Consider the following 16,860-nt stretch of genomic DNA (forward strand, 5'->3'; position numbering starts at 1 on the left):
GCTTGGGGCGCGCCTCGTGTGCGTGGGGGGGCGGGGGCGTTGTCTGTCCCCGCGGGGTGCTCGGTCAGGTAGGTGGGCTGCGGTTTGCCGACCTGGGGGCGGGCGCCGCGGCACGCGTCCGGCGGCGCCGGCGTCAGGTGGGTGTCGTTCGGCTCCCGCCCGGCCCGCGTTTCCCGATCGGTCATGACCGCGAGCCTACGGGATCCCGATGGTCGGGCGGCCTGCCGGAGCCATCGGAAATCCGATGGCCGCCATCGTCGTGCCCATTGGTCCCCGATGGTCGGGCACGGCTAGCGTCGAGGACGTGAGCGCCGCGGTGGTCCCACCGCGGCGGGGACCGCACCCCTGGAGACAGCACCATGGCCACCATCCTGTTCGTCATGACCGGCGCGACCGTCTGGACGCTGAACGACGGCACCGAGCACCCGACCGGCTTCTGGGCCGAGGAGGCCGTCGTTCCGTTCCAGGCGTTCACGGCCGCCGGACACCGGGTCGTGGTCGCCACCCCGGGCGGCGTCGTCCCGGTCGCCGACCGGTCCAGCCTCACCGACCCGGCGATCGCCGAGGCCCTCGACGGGATCGCCGAGCTGCGGCGGCCGGTGAAGCTCGCCGAGGTGGACCCGGCCGACTTCGACGCCGTCTTCTACCCCGGTGGCCACGGCCCGATGGAGGACCTGGCGGTGGACGCCGAGTCCGGCCTGCTGCTCACCCGGGCCCTGGCCTCCGGTCGGCCGCTCGGCGTGGTCTGCCACGGCCCGGCGGCGCTGCTGGCCGCGCAGGACGAGGACGGCGGCTCGCCGTTCGCCGGGTACCGGGTCACCGCCTTCACCAACGCCGAGGAGATCCAGGCGGGTCTGGCCGACAAGGCGAAGTGGCTGCTCCAGGACCGCCTGGTGGAGCTCGGCGTGGACTTCCAGGAGGGCGAGCCCTGGGCGCCGCACGTGGTCGTCGACCGCAACCTGGTGACCGGGCAGAACCCGGCCTCCTCCGGCCCGCTCGCTGCGGAGCTGCTGCGCATGCTGGGCTGAGCGTGCTGGGCCGAGCATGTTGGGTTGAATGGCCGGGCTGACCCTCGGCCGCGTTCGTTCCGGGCCGTCGCGCTGCACAGCACAGCGCGGCGGCCCGACCGTGTGCGGCTGGCGCTCGGCCCCGCCGGGCAGGCCCTGCACGAGGTCGAAGGCGATGGGGAAGTGGCCGTCCCAGATCCGGCGGGCGGTCTGCTCGGGGTAGGGCGCGGTCGTCGAGCGGGCGTCCAGACCGCGGGTGACTCGCGCTCACCGGGTTCACCACGCTGCCGGAACTGGACGTGGTCGCGCCCCGGGACGTCCTGGCGGCCGTCGACCAGCACCTCGACCGGCTCTTCGGCGCCCGGCGGGAGTGAACGCGGGAGTGGGCGGTGTGGGAGTGCGCGCGGGAGTGGGCATGGGAGGCTACCCCGGTATCACCGCAGCCTGTGACCGGGAGCACCGCCATGGACCGACCCCACGCCGCCCTCCGTCTCGACGCCACCGCCTCCGGGCACCCGGCCGGGATCCTCGATGCCGCCGAGCAGGCCGAACGCCGGGGCATGGACCGGCTGGTGGTTGCCGAGACCGCGTACGACCCGTTCCTGCAACTGGCCCGCGCCGCCGACCGGACCACGTCGATCGAGCTGGCCACCGGCATCGCGGTGGCCTTCGCCCGCACCCCGATGACGCTGGCCTACCAGGCCTGGGGGCTGCACGCGGCCTCCGGCGGACGGGCCGTCATCGGGTTGGGCTCGCAGGTCAGGCCGCACATCGAGAAGCGCTTCGGGATGCCCTGGGACCGGCCCGCCGCGCGGATGAGCGAGTACGTCCAGGCGGTGCGGGCGATCTGGCACAGCTGGCAGACCGGCGAACGGCTGCGCTTCCGGGGCGAGTTCTACACGCACACGATGATGACGCCGGTCTTCTCACCCGACCCGGTCGACGCGGGGGTGCCGCGGATCCTGCTGGCCGGCGTCGGGCCGCTGATGACCCGGACCGCGGGGGCGGTGGCCGACGGCTTCCTCAGCCACCCCTTCACCTCGGTCGCCTATCTGACCGAGCAGGTGCTGCCCGGGCTGACCGAGGCCCGGGCGCGGGCAGAGGCGGAGCAGGCCCCGTGGACCGGGCGGCCGTTCGAGATCACCGGGAACGTGCTCACCGCCACCGGCCGAACGGAGGAGGAGCTGGCGGCCAACCGGGCCGCGCTGCGGGAACGGCTCGCCTTCTACGCCTCCACCCCCGCCTACCGGCCGGTGCTGGCCCAGCACGGCTGGGAGGAGTTGCAGGAGCGGCTGCACCCCCTGTCGGTGCGCGGCCGCTGGGCGGAGATGGCCGCGCTGATCGACGACGAGGTGTTCGACACCTTCGCGGTGGCGGGGTCGGTGGAGGAGGTCGCCCGGGAGATCCGGCGACGGTACGCGGGCCTGGTCACCCGGCTGTCCGTCAGCCTGCCCGAGGACGCGGACCCGGCGCTGGGGCTGGACGTGCTGGACGCCGTGCGCGGGCTGGACTGAGGCGGGCGGAGTCGGGCAGAGGCACGCGGAAATCGGCGCCGATCGGTCGTTGACCGGTCAAGTCCGATCAGTTCCGGGCAGTCGGGTCGCGGGGCAGGCCGGGGGAGGCAGGATCGCCACGGCAGGCGGGTGAGGGCCGCTCGGGGCGGCACCGCCTTCCGGCCTGTCATGGCTTGGCCACCCGTCGACGACCGTGGGGGTGCCCGCTTGTCCGCGACCGACGATCCCACCGACCGTACCGCCGTCGCCGAACTCGACGACGCCGGCGGCACCAGTGACACCGGCCACCTCGGCGGCACCAGTGACACCGGCGACCTCGACGACACCGACCTCTGCGAGCTCGACGAGCTGGCCGACCTCGACGAGTTCCTGCGCGTGTGCGCCGAGTTGACCGGATTCGACGAGCCCGAGCTGCTGGCCACCGGCATGGCGCACGAGCATCACCGGACCACCCTGGCCCACCGGGTCCGCGACGACCACGCGCTGGTCCACCTCTGGTACGTCGGGGCCTGGCCGGGCGAGGCGCCGAGCTCCGCCCGGGCCCACGACCAAGGGCTGGTGTGGCGCACCTTCCACACCGACCCGCCCGGCGCCGCCGCCCCCGGCCACGGCAGCTGGGCCGAGCCGCCCCGCGGCGCCGAGCCGGCCCGAGGAGCTGAGGCACCCCGCGGCGCCGAGCCGGCCCGAGGGTCCGAGATGCCCCGCGGAGCCGAGCCGGCCCGAGCGGGGGAGCAGTGGTGAGCGGGCGCTGGGACGCCGTCGTGGTCGGGGCGGGCTTCGCCGGATCACTCGTCGCCCACCGCCTCGGCGCCCAGGGCTGGCGGGTGCTCGTCCTCGAAGCCGGCCGGACCGCCCGCCCCGGCCCCGAGACCGCCACCGCCTACCGTGCCGCCGGCGGCGGCCCGCCCACCTCGGCCTACCCGCACAGCCCCGACGCGCCCTCGCCGGACGTCGGCGACCTCACCGGCCACCCGGACGGCGGCTTCACCGCCACCGGCCACCTCCGCCAGCACGGGCCGCTGCCGTACGCCAGCGGCTACCTGCGCGCCAACGGCGGCACCGGACTCGCCTGGACCGGCCTCACCCCGCGCATGCACCCCGAGGACTTCCGCACCGGCGACCTCGGCCGCGGCCGCAACTGGCCGATCGACTACCACGACCTCGAACCCCACTACCGCGCCGCCGAACAGGAACTCGGCGTGGCCGCCGACGCCGAGGAACAGCGCACGGCCGTCGGACTGCCCATGCCCGAGGGCTACGCCTTCCCCATGCGGGCCATCCCGGCCAGTTACCTCGACCGGCAGCTCGCCGGCGCCCTCGACGGCCGGGCCGTCCACGACCCCGCCATGCCGGGCCCGGCCCGACTCGCCGTCACCGGCACCCCGCACGCCCGCAACGGACTGCCCACCCGGCCCGGCGACCCGGTCGGCCCGCCCTGCGCGGGCAGCGCCAGCTGCGTCCCGGTCTGCCCGACCGGCGCCAAGTACACCCCGCTGCGTACCCAGGCCCGCTGGGCGGCGGGCGTCGAACTGCGCACCGAGGCCGTGGCCGCCCGGATCCTCGCCGACCCGGTGACCGGGCGGGCCACCGGGGTGGAGTACCTGGCCGGCGGCGCCACCCACCGGGTGGACGCGGACCTCGTCGTCCTCGCCGCGCACGCCGTCGAGAACGCCCGCCTGCTGCTGCTCTCCGGTCTGGCCAACCGCAGCGACCAGGTCGGCCGGAACCTGATGGACCACCCGGCGCTGCTCACCTGGGGGCTGATGCCCCGCCCGGTCGGCCCGTACCGGGGACCGGGCTCCACCAGCGGACTGGAGGCCTTCCGGTTCGGCCCGGCCCGGGCCCGCCGGGCGCCCTTCCGGATCGAGATCGGCAACTGGGGCTGGGCCTGGGCCGGTGGACCGCCCGAGGCCGAGGCCGCCGAGCTGATCACCGCCGGGCTGCGCGGGAAGGAACTGCGCGACCGGCTCGGCGACTGGCTCGGCCGCCAGTTCTCGCTCCAGTTCGAGCTGGAACAGCCCGCCGACCCGGCCAATCGGGTCACCCTCGACCCGGACCGGCGGGACCCGCTCGGCCTCCCGCTCCCGGCCGTCCACTACGACCTCGACGAGTACGTCCGCGAGGGCATGGCCTCGGCCCGGGCGGTCTCCGACCAACTGTTCGCGCTGCTCGGCGCCGAGGACCACACCGGCTACCCGGCCGGGCCGCGCTGGCCCGGCCGGCTGGAACACCGGGGTACGGCCTATGGCTACCGGGGAGCCGGCCACGCCGGCGGCACCCACATCATGGGCGACTCGCCCGCGACCTCCGTCGTCGACCCCTGGCAACGCTGCTGGGACCACCCCAACCTGTACGCCGTCGGCTGCGGCTCGATGCCCTCGCTCGGCACCTCCAACCCCTCGCTCACCATGGCCGCCCTCGCCCTGCGCAGCGCCGAGCGGATGCACCAGGACCTGCTGGAGCTGCGCCGCCTGCCGACGGTGACCGTCGCCGCCCCTTCCGCCACCGACCGTTCGACGGACGTCCCTTCGCCCGCCGCTCGTTCGACCGCCCTCCCGGAGACGCCATGACCGGACTGCCGCTCCCGCCCGTACCGGAGCCGTACCACCTGCCGTTCCACTACGGCGCCCTGCACAACATCGGCGTCGACTACCTGGTCGAGCCCGAGCGGGCCCGTGAACTGCTGCGCAAGCGCCACCCCGGGCTGACCGCCGCGGTGTTCGACGGCGGGGCCTGCGTGTCGCTCAACTACCAGCTGTACTTCGCCCAGTACCCGAACGGCGGCGGCATCACCCAGGAGGTCGAGATCAACCTGGTCGCCCACCCGGTGTTCGCCGAGGACCGCCTGCCGGTGCTCAACTACGGCCAGTACGCCCGGGGTTACGACCAGACCAAGCTGCTCGGCATCGCCCGCCTGCACGTGCTCTGCGACAACCCGCTGGCCATCGACGCCGGCCGCCGCCTCTACGCCGAACCCAAGCACCCCGGCTGGTTCGAGACCACCCTGCCCTCGCTCAACGCGCCCGCCGTACGCGAACGGTGGTCCTTCTCCTGCCGCCGGGCCACCCTCGAACCCGACGGGCTGCGCCGCCACGACGAGCAACTGCTCGCCGTCGAGGCGGATCTGATCGGCCTCACCCCCGAACCGGTCAACAACACGCCGATCACCGGCTACGGCACCGACGAGGAGGGCAAGTTGCTGGCCGGCCCGCTCAACGTCTACCAGCCGTACCGCTACTACGCCCTGGACGACCGCACCGCCGACCGGGTCCGCCTCGACCTCGGCAACCCGGCCGAGGAGTCCGCCCGCGACCTCGCCCACCTGATCGCCGACGCCCCGGCTGCCGGCGTCTGGACCTACCAGTCCCCGCCGGTCGCCGCCCACAACCGGGCCTACTACGTCCGGTGACGCCACCCCCGCCTCCGGCCGCCGCCGGGCCCTTCCCGCCCGGCAGCACCGCCGTGCGCCGGGACATCGTGAACGGTGACGTCTGGACCGCCATGCCCCTGCGCGTCCTCGCGGGGACGTACTGACCCTCGCCGCCCACCCGGGCATCGAGACCCGATCTGTCGGACCACACCTGGAAGGACGAGGACGAGTACGCCAAGGCGCGGCGGCTCGGCCTGATCGACGAGGCCACCCACCGGCTGGTGGAGGCCGCCCGAGGCCTGGCCATCGGCCAACTCCGCGAGCGGCAGGGGCCGTTCGCCGCCGATCCCGACCTCTGGGCCCTGCCGCAGCCGGGATCCCTGCCCACCTTGCCGCCCACTGCGCTCAGCACGCCCACGGCGCGGGCCTGACGGGATCCTGTGGCGTCCTCGGGCGACCCTCGGGCGGTCCGGCCCCTGGTGCGGCCGGCCGGGCGGGGCCACAATGCGGGCATGCGGAGACGGCTCGCGGTGGTCGGCCTGGTCGCGGTGGCGGCGCTGTCGGGCTGCGGTGGCGGCTCTGCCGAGCCCCCGCCCGCCGTGGGCGCTCCGCCGTCGGGCAGCCTGCCGGCGCACAGCCTGCCGTCGGACAGCGCGCTGGCGGACTGCGTCGCGGGCATCACGCCCTGGCTCCAGATGTATCTCGACGGCGGCACGGATCTCGGCGACTACCAGGAGATGGGCCTGTCCAGCGCCCAGGGCGGCGCACTCCGGGAGCTCCAACGGCAGGCCGCTGCCCTCCGGGCGCAGGGACCGCTGCCGGCCGGCTGGGTCGCCACCGAGGTGCAGCGGTCCTGCACCGCGATCGTCGCCGCCAGGGCCACCGGCACCACCAGGCCGACCGGCTGGCCGTAGCCGCTCGCCCGGCGGCTAGGGTGAGCTGCTGACATGGACGAGACGGTGATGGACCACGAGCTTTCCGACATCGAGGCGTTGGACCACCTGCACGACGGTGGCGACTACCGCAGGCTGGCGCAGCGGACGGCGAGCGCGGACGTGCTGCGTGAACTGGCCCGCTGTGACTACCCGTTCGTCTGGCACGCCATCGCGGGGAACCCGGCCGCGCCGAGCGACCTGCTGGCCGCGCTGGCCGGGCGGCGGCACAGCACCTACAACGACAACCGGCTTCTCCTCCTCCTTTCCGAGCACCCGGCCGGCACCGGTGCGGCTCTGGACGCGCTGCTCGACACCGTGGCCGGGCGGCTGCGGGACGGCGAGCGCCCGTACGCGGCGGTGCTGAACCTGGCTCGGCGGTCCGACGTGCCCGCCGAGCGGGTGCGTTCGCTGGGCCGCCTCCCGGGGGCCTCCGCCCGGCTTCGCAGGGGGATCACCCGGGCGCTGGCGGCGCGCCCGGGGCCGTGCAGGCGGGCCGTCACTCCGTCACCGTCGTGAGCCGGCGGGCCGGCGGGACGAACATGCCGTCGTAGTGCTCGGCCGCGATGGATGCCGAGTAGATGTCGTGGACACCGATCAGGGGCGTGGCCCCGGGCCTCGCGATCTCCTCGCGGAGCCGCCGACCGTGGCCCGACGTCGTGTATCCGTCCGGCTGCGGCCGGTCAGCGCAGCAACGCGAAGACCAGCGCGGAGACGCCGCCGAGCGCCGTCCCGGCGAGCACCTGGGCGCGGGTGTGCGCCCGCAGCACCAGCCGCGACCAGCCGACCGCCAGGGGCACGGCCGCGGCGAACGGCAGCAGCCACGCCCCGAAGGCCAGCGCCAGGATCATCGCGACACCGCCCGCCACCGCGTTGTGGATCGAGATCTGCCACCCCACCGTGACGGCCAGCGCCGACAGCAGGCCGACCAGCATCGCGACCACCAGCGCGCGCACGTCCGCCGGGGCGTGCAGGCCGTACAGCAGGGCCAGTCCGGTGACCACCGAGAGCAGGCTCGCGGCCATCGGCAGCACGCGCTGGCGGCGGATCCGGATGTGCTTGTCGGTGAGCGCGCCGCGCCGCACCCCGAGCAGGATGAGGCCGATCGGCACGACGCCGCAGAACAGCGCCGCGAGCAGGCCCCAGCCGACCCCCGACCAGTCGGCGGTGCCGTGCGCGCCGATCACCAGCAGCAGGCCGATGACCAGGTTGGCGGGCGCCAGCGTGTCGGTCACCAGCCGCGCGGCCCGTTCACGCGGTGAGGCGACGGCGTAGGCCGGGGGCTCCGGCGGGACGAAGGCGCCGGTGCCGTTCACGCGGGCCGTCCGGAGCCGGTGGGCACGGGCGCGAAGCCGGGCTCGGCTATGCCGGCCGGAAGGTCGGGGAAGCCGGGCGTGTCGGGGCCGACCGGCGGGGTGGTACGAGGCACGCGGACGAGCGTACCGGTGGGCCTCAGGCTGTCGGCACCGGCCGGACGGCCCGGCGCTCGCGCAGCGTCCGGAGCACCCGACGGGTCGCGCGGGTGGCGACCGGCGGCAGCAGGTCCAGCGCCAGGCGGCGCGGCGCGGACTGCTGGACCGGCGCCTTGACCTGGTAGTTCAGCCGCAGCACGGGCTGCCCGGCGATGGTGTCCTCGTCCACGGTGTAGCCCTCGGCCCGCCAGTCGCGCTCCAGCAGCACCTGCCGGGCGGCCGCGGCGTCGCCCCAGGTGCCGTAGAACTTCATCGGGGTGAGCAGCACCGGCCGCAGGCCGCTGGTGAAGACCGCCTCCCAGACCGCCGCCGAGACCCCCGGGGTGTGCTCGGAGCGGTAGTCGTCCAGCGCGACCAGGCCGTCCTCGGCCAGCGCGGCCCGGCTGACGGCGATGTCCCCGGCGACGTGCTCGTACAGGTGGGAGGCGTCGACGTGGACGAAGCGGCAGCTGCCGGCCGCGATCCGGCCGTCGGCCAGCACCGAGGTGGGCGCCTGCACGATCTCGGGCAGCTCGTCGTGGAAGGCCAGGTAGTTGGCCTCGAAGGCGCTGCGGGTGAGGGTCTTGCGGTACGACATCGCCATCTCGGCGGCGTTGTCGGCGTCCCCCGCGTCGGAGTCGAACAGGTCGCAGACCGTCAGCCGTTCGCCCGGGCGGAGGTGGTCGCCGAGCAGGACGGCGCTGCGGCCGAGGTAGCTGCCGAGTTCGAGGATGTCGCCGGTGACGCCGGCCGCGCTCTGGGCGGACAGCAGGTGTTCGAAGGCCGCCCGGTCGAGACGGAAGAACCAGCCGGGGATGTCGTCCCGCTTCAGGGGCGCGGGGCGGGCTGCGGTCTCGGCAGTGGGCACGGCGGCCTCCTGGGGGCGCGGGGCGCGGCGAAGGGCTCACGTCGCGGGGGTGGTGCGGACCTGAGGCGGATCATCATAGCGACGGCCGACCCCCTGCGGACCAGGGTGGAACCGAACGGATTCCCGGTGATCGTTCAGGCATCCGGGGCTGGTCGGGCGGCGTCCGGCGAGGGGGTCGTCAGCTGCGCGATCGTCTCCGTCAGCCAGGCCCGCTCGGCCGTCCCGGAGGCCCGCGCGACCAGCAGCATGCCGCGCCGGAACGGGTTCGGCTCGCTCTCGGCGGTCACCGGCCGGCCGTCCCCGTCGTAGAAGAAGCTGCTCGGCGCCTCCAGGAACGCCAGCCGGCGGCGGAGCACGGCGGCCTGCTGCGCCGGGTCGGCGAGGTGGTGGAGGAAAGCGGCCAGGGCGAAGAAACGAATCTGGTCGGTGATCTCCGCCTGCTCGGGGTCGGCCAGCCGCCGCTCCAGCTCGGCCCGGCCCTCCTCGGTGAGCTCCAGCGTCTGGCGCGGCGCGGCGCCGCTGCCCGGTTCGGTGCGGCGGAGCAGCAGCCCGGCCTTCTCCAACCGGGTGATGGCGGGGTAGAGCGCGCCGTCGCTGACCGGCCGGACGTGCCCGGTCAGGCCGGTGATCCGGGACTTGAGCTCGTAGCCGTGCAGCGGCTGGTCGTACAGGAAACCGAGGATCGCGAGCGTCAGCACGGTTGAAGCCCTTTCGTCGGAGTGCGCCCCGTGGCGCGGCCATGCTACCTCTCGTCGAGATACCTCGTATCGATGTATCTCTCATCGAGATGCCTCTTGCCGAGCTACCTCGACACGAGGTATCTCTATTCGAGGCGGTCCGAGGGGCTGTCCGGTGCCGCCCGGTGGGCGGCCGAGTGGGCGATGCGCGCGGAACACGCGGCGCAAGGGGAGGACACATGCGCGGGCACCTGCCGCGACTGACCGCACTGGCCGGGCCGGTCTACGCCGAACTGCTGTCCGGCGTGGTCGCCTCGGTGATCGGCACCTACTGGGTGGCCGGCCTCGGCGGGTCGGCCGTCGCGGCCGTCACCCTGGCCGGCACCGTCGAGAACCTGCTGCTCGGCCTCGTCCTGGTGGTCAGCTCCGGCACCACCGTCCGACTCTCCCGCGCCCTCGGCGCCGGCGACCACGAGGACGCCGCCCGCACCGCCCGCGCGGCCTGGCGGCTCTGGGCGGTGGGCAGCCTGGCCCTCGCCGTGCCCGGCTTCCTGCTGCGCGAGCGCCTCGCCGGTGCCTTCCTGGACGGCCAGGCCGCCGCACTCGCCGCCGACTACCTGACCGTCGCCTTCCCGGCGTTCGCCCTGTTCTCCGGGCAGCGCGTCGCCGACGAACTCTTCAAGGGCGCCGGCGACACCCGCACCCCGATGCGGCTCGCCCTGCTGTCGAACGCGCTGCTGCTCGCCCTCGACCCGCTGCTCGTCCTCGGCGCCGGACCGCTGCCCGCCCTCGGCGTGACCGGCGCGGCGCTCGCCCTGGCGCTCTCCCGGGCCGTCGCCTTCGCCGTCACCCTGCGGCTGCGGCCGCGGATGTCCGCACCCGCCGGGGGAGTCGGCGCGGCGGCCCGCCGGATCGTCCGCGCCGGAGCGCCCTTCGGCCTCGACTTCACCGCCCGGATGGCCGTCGGGACGGCCCAACTCGCCCTGGTCGCGGGCTTCGGCGTGGCGGCGGTGGCCGGATTCGGCGTGGGCTACCGGGTGTTGCTGATCGTCACCATGGCCTTCTACGCGCTGCGCCAGGCCGCCGCCATCGAGGCCGCCCGCCTCACCGGCGCGGGGGACACGGCGGCGCTGCGCTCGCTCGGGCGCGACACCGGGCGGCTCGCGGCGCTGGTCGGCGCGATCGCGGCGGTGCTGAGCGCGGCGCTGGCCGGGCCGGTGACCGCGCTGTTCACCGACGACCCGGCGGTGGCCGGCCAGTCCGTGGGCTTCCTGCGGATGGCCGCGCTCTACCTGCTCCCGTACGCGCTGGTGGTGGCTCTCGCCGGAGTGCACCAGGCGGCGGGCGCGGGCCGGGCGCTGGTGCTGTCCGTGCTGGTCGGCCTGGCCGCTCAACTCGCCGCGGCCGCGGGCCTGTCCGGGCCGCTCGGGGTGGCCGGGGTGTGGCTGGGGCCGGCGGTCGGGGCGGTGGTCCAGCTGGTGCTGTTGGTGCTGCTCACGCGGCGTGCGCCCGTCGGGGACGCACCGGTGGCGGCGGGCGGCGCGGAGGTGCTGGAGCGGGTGGGGTAGCGCAGTCGTCCGGCGTGGACGGCGAGGGCGGACGGCGTGTGTGGACGTGGACGGCGTGCGTGGACGGACGGGGGGGCGCCGCAGCGGGCAGGGGAAACGGCGGGTGCCCCGGCCGCGCGCCGGGGACGGGCGGCGCGGGCCGGGGCCGGGAGGTGGTGCGGGGGCCAGGAGGTGGTGCGGGTCAGCCCGTCGTGGCCGGGGTGGGCGGGACGGTCATCAGCGGGTGGAAGTGGGCGAGTTCGGCGGGCTCGTCGATCGGGTGGCCGTCGGCCTCGATCCAGGCGTGGGCGCGGAACGGCTCGGTGCGGACGCCGGTGCGCCAGGTCGGCCAGGTGCCGCGGGTGCGGCACAGCAGCGCGGCGGCGATCGAGCGCTGGAGGCAGCCCTGGCCGGCGCAGCGCATGCTGAGCGCGACCACTGCCTGCCGGGCGGCGAGGGCCTCGGCCGGGTCCGCCGGGCGGGCGCCGCGCCGCAGCCGGAGCAGCAGCCGGCGGATGCGGGCCGGGGGCATCCGTTCGATCAGCCGGGCCGCGCCGATCGCGGCAAGCGCGGCCGGGCGTTGGCGCCACGGCGGCCGGCCCGCGCGGGTGGCGTGCGCGTGCAGGCTCATCCGGTGACCAGCCCGGCGGCGCGGAGGCTGTCGTGCAGCCGGGTGATGTCGGTCCGGGCCTGGTCGGCGGTGACCGGGAAGCGGTCGCTGAGGTCGGTGGCGATCTCGTCGGGGCTCCGCCCGTCGAGCAGGGAGCGCAGGATGAGCAGCCCGGTGCGGTTCAGCTGGAAGTACCGGCCGGAGTGCTCGTCCAGCACGACGGCGCCGCCCCCGGTCGGGGTGAGCGTGACATCGGGGCGCAACTCGACGGCCATTCAGGCTCCTTCGGGGGCGACGGTGACGGGGGTCCGGCCGCTCTCGTGCGCGCGCAGCCAGTGTTCGCAGGCGAGCGTGGCGTCCAGGGCCGCGTACGAGGTGCCGGGCGGGTAGAGCCCGAGGCAGGCCTGCCGGAGCGCGTCGGGGTCGACGAGCCCGGCGCGGGCGAGGGCGCTGTCCTCGGTGAGCGCGGCGAGTTGGGCCCGGTGCCGGGCGAGTCCCTGGTGCGCGTCCGGACTGAAGTCGCCCTTGCCGGTGCGGCGCAGGAGTTCGGCCGGGACGTCCGGTGCGACGGCGGCGGTGAGCAGCGGCTTGTAGTGGAACGGCGTGCCGCGGACGGCGAGTTCGGCGGCCAGGCAGGCGTCGAGCACCTGGTCGTCGAGGAAGGGCACGCTGTACGGGGTGCCCACGCGGGCGGTGGCGTCGACGAGCTGCCGCATCGCGGACGCGCTCTGCCGGACCATGTGCAGCACCTGGTGCTGGGCGTGTTCGGGGGCCAGCGGTTCGGCCTCCGGGCCGGGCAGGGCCCGCAGTTGGGCGCGGACGAGCTCGGCGGCCCGGGCGGTGGCCCAGGGCGGCAGTCGGGGTTCGAGCCCCCAGCCGAGGAGTTGGGTGGTGCGCGGCGGTTCGCGACGGGTGAGGTGGTCGGCGGCGTGGTCCAGCCAGGTCCGGTACGGCCGGGGGTCGGCGAGGGCGGTCAGTGCGGCGGGCAGGCTCCAGCGCAGCCGGGCCCGGTGGCCGCGCAACTGGCGTGCGGCCAGCGCAGGGTGACGTGCCGTCAGAGACCGCAGGTAGGACGGCAGGGCCTGGAGGACCTCGTCGCCGCCCTCGCCGCTGATCCGCAGCCGGGCGCCGCGCGCGGCGAGCAGCCGGGCGACGGCCTCGTCCCGGGCCCGGGTGCGGGTCCAGGCGAACGGCTCGTCGCCCTGCGGGCCGGCCGTGTCGACGTCAGCGAACATCGCGGGCAGGTCCTCGGGCGGCAGGACGAGCCGCCGGCCGGGCAGGTGGCCGGCGGCCTTGTCGGCCCAGGCGGCGTCCTCGTGGTGCGGGTCGAGCGAACCGACGGTGACGGTGAGCAGTTCGGCCGGGCCGTCGGCGGCCAGGAAGCAGAGCGGGGTGGAGTCGAGGCCGCCGGACAGGTCGGCGGCGACCAGTCCGCCGCTCCGGGTCCGGGTGGCGACGGCGCGGCGCAGGGCCTGGCCGAGGGCGACCGCGGCCTCCTCCGGCGCACGGCGGGGCGCGGGCGGCTGCCAGTGGGTGAACGTGCGGGCGGGGCGGCCGGGGGTGAGCACGGCCGCGTGGTGCGGGGGGACGGCGGTCACGCCGGGCCAGAGCGGCAGCCCGTCGAGCGGGTGCGGCAGCGGGTGGACGAGGCGCAGGGCGAGCCGCTCGACGGACGGGGTGCGACCGGTGCGAGCGGCGAGGACGTCGGCCCGGTCGGACAGCACGGGGACGCCGTCGATTTCGGCCAGGTGGAGGCGGCGCAGCCCGGAGAGCGCGCCACGGGCGGTGACGGTGCCGTGGGCGGTGGCGAGGAGGTGGAAGCAGCCCGCGAGGTCCCGGCCGAGGGCGAGGACGTCCTGCGGGTCGCGGATCCGGTCGGCCCGGCGGCGCAGTTGCTCGGGGTCGGTGTCGGCGGTGCCGAACACGGCCAGCGCGACCGGTCCGGCGTGGACGACCACCGGCTCGTCGGCCGGCCAGTGGCCGAGGATCCAGGGGCGTCCGCTGGGGTGGTGCAGGGCACGGCGCTCGGCCGTGCCCCACACCGCGGCCACCGCGGACGCGGCGTCGGTGTCCGGCAGGACCACGAACCAGGTCCGCCGGTGGCCGCTCATTGCTCGGCCCCTCAGATGAGGTAGAAGCCGTGGCCGTCGAACACGTCTCCGATGATGAAGCCCTGGGTGAGGGCGGCGAAGTCGCCGAGCTCGATCAGCATCGGGGTCTCGTAGACGTCGGTCATGACGGTTTCCTCTCGTTCACGGGGAGTTGGACGGGAGTGCTTGCCGGCGAGGACCACTCTTCCGTGCCGACCGGGTGGCGGACAACGGGTATCGGGAGCTTCGGCCGGAAGATGGTCACGGTCGGTGATGGGTGGTGACTGAGCGGACACCTCCGCTCCTGGGGCGGCCGGGTGCGCGTGTGTCGGGAGGCGATTCACCGGGCACCGCGCGTCGCTGCCGCTGTCCGCCGTCCGGGGGCCGACGGGGTCCGTAACCGGCCGCACGGTCGGCCCGCGGCGGCGGTGCGGGGGCTGGATTCGGCCGGGTCGGAGTAAAGGGGGCGCGGCCCCCGCGCGCCTCGCCCGCCTCGATCCCCCTGGCGTGCGCCGGATCTGACGGCTCGTCACGGACATGGCGAAGCCCCGGTCGGCGGGGTGGGCCGGACCGGGGCCGGGGTCGAACCGCGGGGGTGCGCGCTACTTCGGCGGGTCGTCGCGGAACTGGTTCTTGACCTGTTCCTGGGTGGCGTCCACCTGGCCGCTGAACCTGCTCTGGGTGCGGTCGTCGACGGCGTCGCCCGCCTTGTCGACGGCCTTCTCGGCCTGTTCCTCGTGGCCCTTCAGCAGGCCCTTGAGCTTATCCAACATGGACATCTGGTCACACTCCTGGATGAGACGGCCCCACCACTCCAGGATCACCGAGCCCGCCCGTGTCCGCATCCTGCCACCCCGCGCGGCGGGCTTGGCAGGCTCGCTCGGGTCATGTCAAATCGGGAGTCCACGGACCGTCGGAAGGACTCGCCTTGAAGCTGCGCACCCGCCGTCTGACCACTCCGCTCGACCGTCCCGCCGCCCGTACTGCCCGCGCCGCCCGCGGTGCGGGTGTCGCGCTGACCGCCGCCGCCGTGGTGACCCCGCTGCTGCTGGTCGGGTCCGGTACCGCGGCCGCCGATCCGGACCCGGCGCGCCGGGCGGCGAAGCTGGCGGCCCGGCTGGTCGAGGAGAGCAGCGCCGAGGACGCCCGCGACACCCTGGAAGCCTTGCAGGACATCGCGGACCGCAACGGCGGCACCCGGGTGGCCGGTTCGCCGGGGCACGAGGAGTCCGCCCGGTACGTCTACGAGCAGGCCCGCCGGGCCGGGCTGAAGGTCTCGCGCCAGGACTTCGTGTACACCTTCTTCGAGGCTCGCTCGCAGCGCCTGGACGTGGTGTCGCCGCAGGCCGAGAGCGTCCCGCTGATCGCCATGACCTACTCGGTCAGCACCCCGGACGCGGGCCTGAACGCCGAGTTGGCGGTCGTTCCGGTCGGCGCCGCCACCGGCTGCGCGCCCACCGACTACCCGGCCGGCGCGGTCACCGGGCGGATCGCCCTGATCCGGCGCGGCGGGTGCAGCTTCGCCGACAAACAGGCCGCCGCGGCGACGGCCGGCGCCGCCGCCGCGATCGTCTACAACAACACCGACGGCGACCTCAACGGGACCCTCGGGGACCCGGCGGCCGGCCGGATCCCGACCGCCGGGATCACCCGGGCCGCCGGGGAGGCGCTGGCCGCCAAGGCCGCCACCGGCCCGGTCCGGATCGCCCTCGACCTGCGGACCTTCATGGAGCCGCGCAGGACCTGGAACGTCCTCGCCGAGACCCGGGGCGGCGACGAGAACAACACCGTGTTCGTCGGCGCGCACCTGGACTCCGTCCCGGCCGGGCCCGGCATCAACGACAACGGCTCGGGCTCCGCCGGGATCCTGGAGGTCGCGCGCAACCTGAACGTCCACCCGGTGAGGAACAAGGTGCGGTTCGCCTGGTGGTCCGCCGAGGAGTTCGGTCTCAAGGGCTCGGAGGCGTACGTGAAATCGCTCTCCGAGGCCGACCGGAAGAAGATCCGGCTCTACCTCAACTTCGACATGATCGCCTCGCCCAACTACGCCCAGTTCGTCTACAACGGCTCCGGCAGTTCCGGCGGCGGCGCGGGCCCCGAGGGCTCGGCCCAGATCGAGCGCGACCTCACCGCCTACCTGGACGGCCGCGGCCTGCCGCACGACCCGGCGGCCTTCAACGGGCGCTCCGACTACGGGCCGTTCATCGAGGCGGGCATCCCGGCCGGTGGCACCGACACCGGCGCGGAGGTGGTCAAGTCGGCGCAGCAGCAGGCCCGGTACGGCGGCACGGCGGGCGTGGCCTTCGACGCCTGCTACCACCAGGCCTGTGACGACGTGGACAACATCGACACGGCTGCCTTCGACGTCAACATCGACGTGATCGCGCACGCCGTCGGCACCTACGCCTGGGACCTCTCCTCGCTCCAGCGGCCGGTGCCCCCGCAGCAGCCCCCGGCCGGTCAGCCGGGTGGCGGGCAGGGCGGTGGCGGGCAGGGTGGCGGCGGTCTGGCCGAGGACCACGCGCACCCGGTCACGTCCTGAGGCCGGCAGGCCGGCTGGCCGGCCAGGCCGGAGGCCCCGAGGGGCCCGACAGGCCCGGGTGGGCCCGCTGCCGTCCTCGGGCGGCGGGCCCACCCGCCCCGGCGACGCCCCGCGGCACCGCCATTCGGGTGCCCCTCGGGGCGTCGCCCCAGGTGGCGGGCGTGCCGGGACCGTAGCGGAGGCCACTGACAATTCGGCCCCGGGCCCTGTACGGTGCCGCGCGGAGCGCATCGACCGAGACCCGGTGGGTGC

Annotated in this window: 19 protein-coding genes and 2 pseudogenes; 11 read left to right on the forward strand and 10 right to left on the reverse strand. The window is 75.4% G+C overall.

Annotation, left to right across the window (positions count from 1 at the left end; all coding sequences use genetic code 11):
• A pseudogene (locus ABTY15_RS34240) lies at positions 1 to 185 on the reverse strand (hypothetical protein); the annotation flags it as partial.
• A gap of 174 nt (positions 186 to 359) precedes the next feature.
• Here ABTY15_RS34240 and ABTY15_RS34245 point away from each other — a divergent pair.
• The 9 genes from ABTY15_RS34245 to ABTY15_RS34285 all read left to right on the forward strand — a co-directional run bounded on the left by ABTY15_RS34245 (position 360) and on the right by ABTY15_RS34285 (position 7,342).
• Positions 360 to 1,028 carry a type 1 glutamine amidotransferase domain-containing protein gene (locus ABTY15_RS34245; RefSeq protein WP_350604531.1) on the forward strand — a complete coding sequence of 223 codons (669 nt, stop codon included), beginning with the start codon at positions 360 to 362 and terminating at the stop codon, positions 1,026 to 1,028.
• Positions 1,029 to 1,471: 443 nt separating this feature from the next.
• Positions 1,472 to 2,521, forward strand: a complete 1,050-nt coding sequence (locus ABTY15_RS34250; RefSeq protein WP_350604533.1) for a TIGR03617 family F420-dependent LLM class oxidoreductase — start codon at positions 1,472 to 1,474, stop codon at positions 2,519 to 2,521.
• 207 nt (positions 2,522 to 2,728) lie between these two features.
• The gene (locus ABTY15_RS34255) at positions 2,729 to 3,262 is read left to right on the forward strand and encodes a hypothetical protein (protein ID WP_350604535.1); all 534 of its coding nucleotides are present in this window, start codon (positions 2,729 to 2,731) and stop codon (positions 3,260 to 3,262) included.
• Positions 3,259 to 5,091 carry a GMC family oxidoreductase gene (locus ABTY15_RS34260; protein ID WP_350604538.1) on the forward strand — a complete coding sequence of 611 codons (1,833 nt, stop codon included), beginning with the start codon at positions 3,259 to 3,261 and terminating at the stop codon, positions 5,089 to 5,091. Before ABTY15_RS34255 ends, ABTY15_RS34260 begins: the two co-directional genes overlap by 4 nt.
• Positions 5,088 to 5,930 (forward strand): hypothetical protein, encoded by an 843-nt coding sequence (locus ABTY15_RS34265; protein WP_350604540.1) that lies wholly within the window; start codon positions 5,088 to 5,090, stop codon positions 5,928 to 5,930. The genes ABTY15_RS34260 and ABTY15_RS34265 overlap by 4 nt, the downstream gene beginning before the upstream one ends.
• Positions 5,927 to 6,055 (forward strand): hypothetical protein, encoded by a 129-nt coding sequence (locus ABTY15_RS34270; RefSeq protein WP_350604542.1) that lies wholly within the window; start codon positions 5,927 to 5,929, stop codon positions 6,053 to 6,055. Before ABTY15_RS34265 ends, ABTY15_RS34270 begins: the two co-directional genes overlap by 4 nt.
• 117 nt (positions 6,056 to 6,172) lie before the next feature.
• Positions 6,173 to 6,322 carry a hypothetical protein gene (locus tag ABTY15_RS34275; protein ID WP_350604544.1) on the forward strand — a complete coding sequence of 50 codons (150 nt, stop codon included), beginning with the start codon at positions 6,173 to 6,175 and terminating at the stop codon, positions 6,320 to 6,322.
• Between the two features lie 81 nt (positions 6,323 to 6,403).
• The gene (locus tag ABTY15_RS34280) at positions 6,404 to 6,805 is read left to right on the forward strand and encodes a hypothetical protein (RefSeq protein ID WP_350604545.1); all 402 of its coding nucleotides are present in this window, start codon (positions 6,404 to 6,406) and stop codon (positions 6,803 to 6,805) included.
• A gap of 33 nt (positions 6,806 to 6,838) precedes the next feature.
• Complete coding sequence (locus tag ABTY15_RS34285; protein WP_350604547.1) at positions 6,839 to 7,342, forward strand: hypothetical protein; 504 nt, start codon at positions 6,839 to 6,841, stop codon at positions 7,340 to 7,342.
• 16 nt (positions 7,343 to 7,358) lie between these two features.
• Here the strand turns inward: ABTY15_RS34285 and ABTY15_RS34290 are convergent.
• The 4 genes and pseudogenes from ABTY15_RS34290 to ABTY15_RS34305 all read right to left on the reverse strand — a co-directional run.
• A pseudogene (locus tag ABTY15_RS34290) lies at positions 7,359 to 7,448 on the reverse strand (isocitrate lyase/PEP mutase family protein); the annotation flags it as partial.
• 58 nt (positions 7,449 to 7,506) lie between these two features.
• Complete coding sequence (locus tag ABTY15_RS34295; RefSeq protein WP_350604549.1) at positions 7,507 to 8,139, reverse strand: phosphatase PAP2 family protein; 633 nt, start codon at positions 8,137 to 8,139, stop codon at positions 7,507 to 7,509.
• Between the two features lie 136 nt (positions 8,140 to 8,275).
• The gene (locus ABTY15_RS34300) at positions 8,276 to 9,142 is read right to left on the reverse strand and encodes a class I SAM-dependent methyltransferase (protein WP_350604551.1); all 867 of its coding nucleotides are present in this window, start codon (positions 9,140 to 9,142) and stop codon (positions 8,276 to 8,278) included.
• Positions 9,143 to 9,276: 134 nt separating this feature from the next.
• Positions 9,277 to 9,840: a PadR family transcriptional regulator gene (locus ABTY15_RS34305; RefSeq protein ID WP_350604552.1), complete on the reverse strand. Its 564-nt coding sequence runs from the start codon at positions 9,838 to 9,840 to the stop codon at positions 9,277 to 9,279.
• A gap of 218 nt (positions 9,841 to 10,058) precedes the next feature.
• On the opposite strand from ABTY15_RS34305, the gene ABTY15_RS34310 reads away from it, so the two are divergent.
• A complete protein-coding gene (locus ABTY15_RS34310; RefSeq protein ID WP_350604555.1) occupies positions 10,059 to 11,387 on the forward strand; it encodes an MATE family efflux transporter in 1,329 nt (442 codons plus the stop codon).
• 181 nt (positions 11,388 to 11,568) lie between these two features.
• On the opposite strand, the gene ABTY15_RS34315 is transcribed toward ABTY15_RS34310, so the two are convergent.
• The 5 genes from ABTY15_RS34315 to ABTY15_RS34335 all read right to left on the reverse strand — a co-directional run bounded on the left by ABTY15_RS34315 (position 11,569) and on the right by ABTY15_RS34335 (position 14,845).
• Positions 11,569 to 11,997 (reverse strand): lasso peptide biosynthesis B2 protein, encoded by a 429-nt coding sequence (locus ABTY15_RS34315; protein WP_350604557.1) that lies wholly within the window; start codon positions 11,995 to 11,997, stop codon positions 11,569 to 11,571.
• Positions 11,994 to 12,251 (reverse strand): lasso peptide biosynthesis PqqD family chaperone, encoded by a 258-nt coding sequence (locus ABTY15_RS34320; RefSeq protein WP_350604559.1) that lies wholly within the window; start codon positions 12,249 to 12,251, stop codon positions 11,994 to 11,996. Before ABTY15_RS34320 ends, ABTY15_RS34315 begins: the two co-directional genes overlap by 4 nt.
• A complete protein-coding gene (locus tag ABTY15_RS34325; protein ID WP_350604561.1) occupies positions 12,252 to 14,087 on the reverse strand; it encodes an asparagine synthase-related protein in 1,836 nt (611 codons plus the stop codon).
• A gap of 11 nt (positions 14,088 to 14,098) precedes the next feature.
• The gene (locus ABTY15_RS34330) at positions 14,099 to 14,212 is read right to left on the reverse strand and encodes a keywimysin-related RiPP (protein ID WP_350604563.1); all 114 of its coding nucleotides are present in this window, start codon (positions 14,210 to 14,212) and stop codon (positions 14,099 to 14,101) included.
• A 456-nt stretch (positions 14,213 to 14,668) separates the two neighbouring features.
• Positions 14,669 to 14,845 carry an antitoxin gene (locus ABTY15_RS34335; protein WP_350604565.1) on the reverse strand — a complete coding sequence of 59 codons (177 nt, stop codon included), beginning with the start codon at positions 14,843 to 14,845 and terminating at the stop codon, positions 14,669 to 14,671.
• A gap of 236 nt (positions 14,846 to 15,081) precedes the next feature.
• Between ABTY15_RS34335 and ABTY15_RS34340 the strand changes: the two genes are divergently transcribed.
• Entirely contained in the window at positions 15,082 to 16,608 is a 1,527-nt protein-coding gene (locus tag ABTY15_RS34340; protein WP_502893658.1) for a M28 family metallopeptidase, read from the forward strand.
• Positions 16,609 to 16,860 lie beyond the last annotated feature (252 nt).

The organism is Kitasatospora sp. NPDC097643, assembly GCF_040302625.1.
Taxonomy (GTDB): domain Bacteria; phylum Actinomycetota; class Actinomycetes; order Streptomycetales; family Streptomycetaceae; genus Kitasatospora.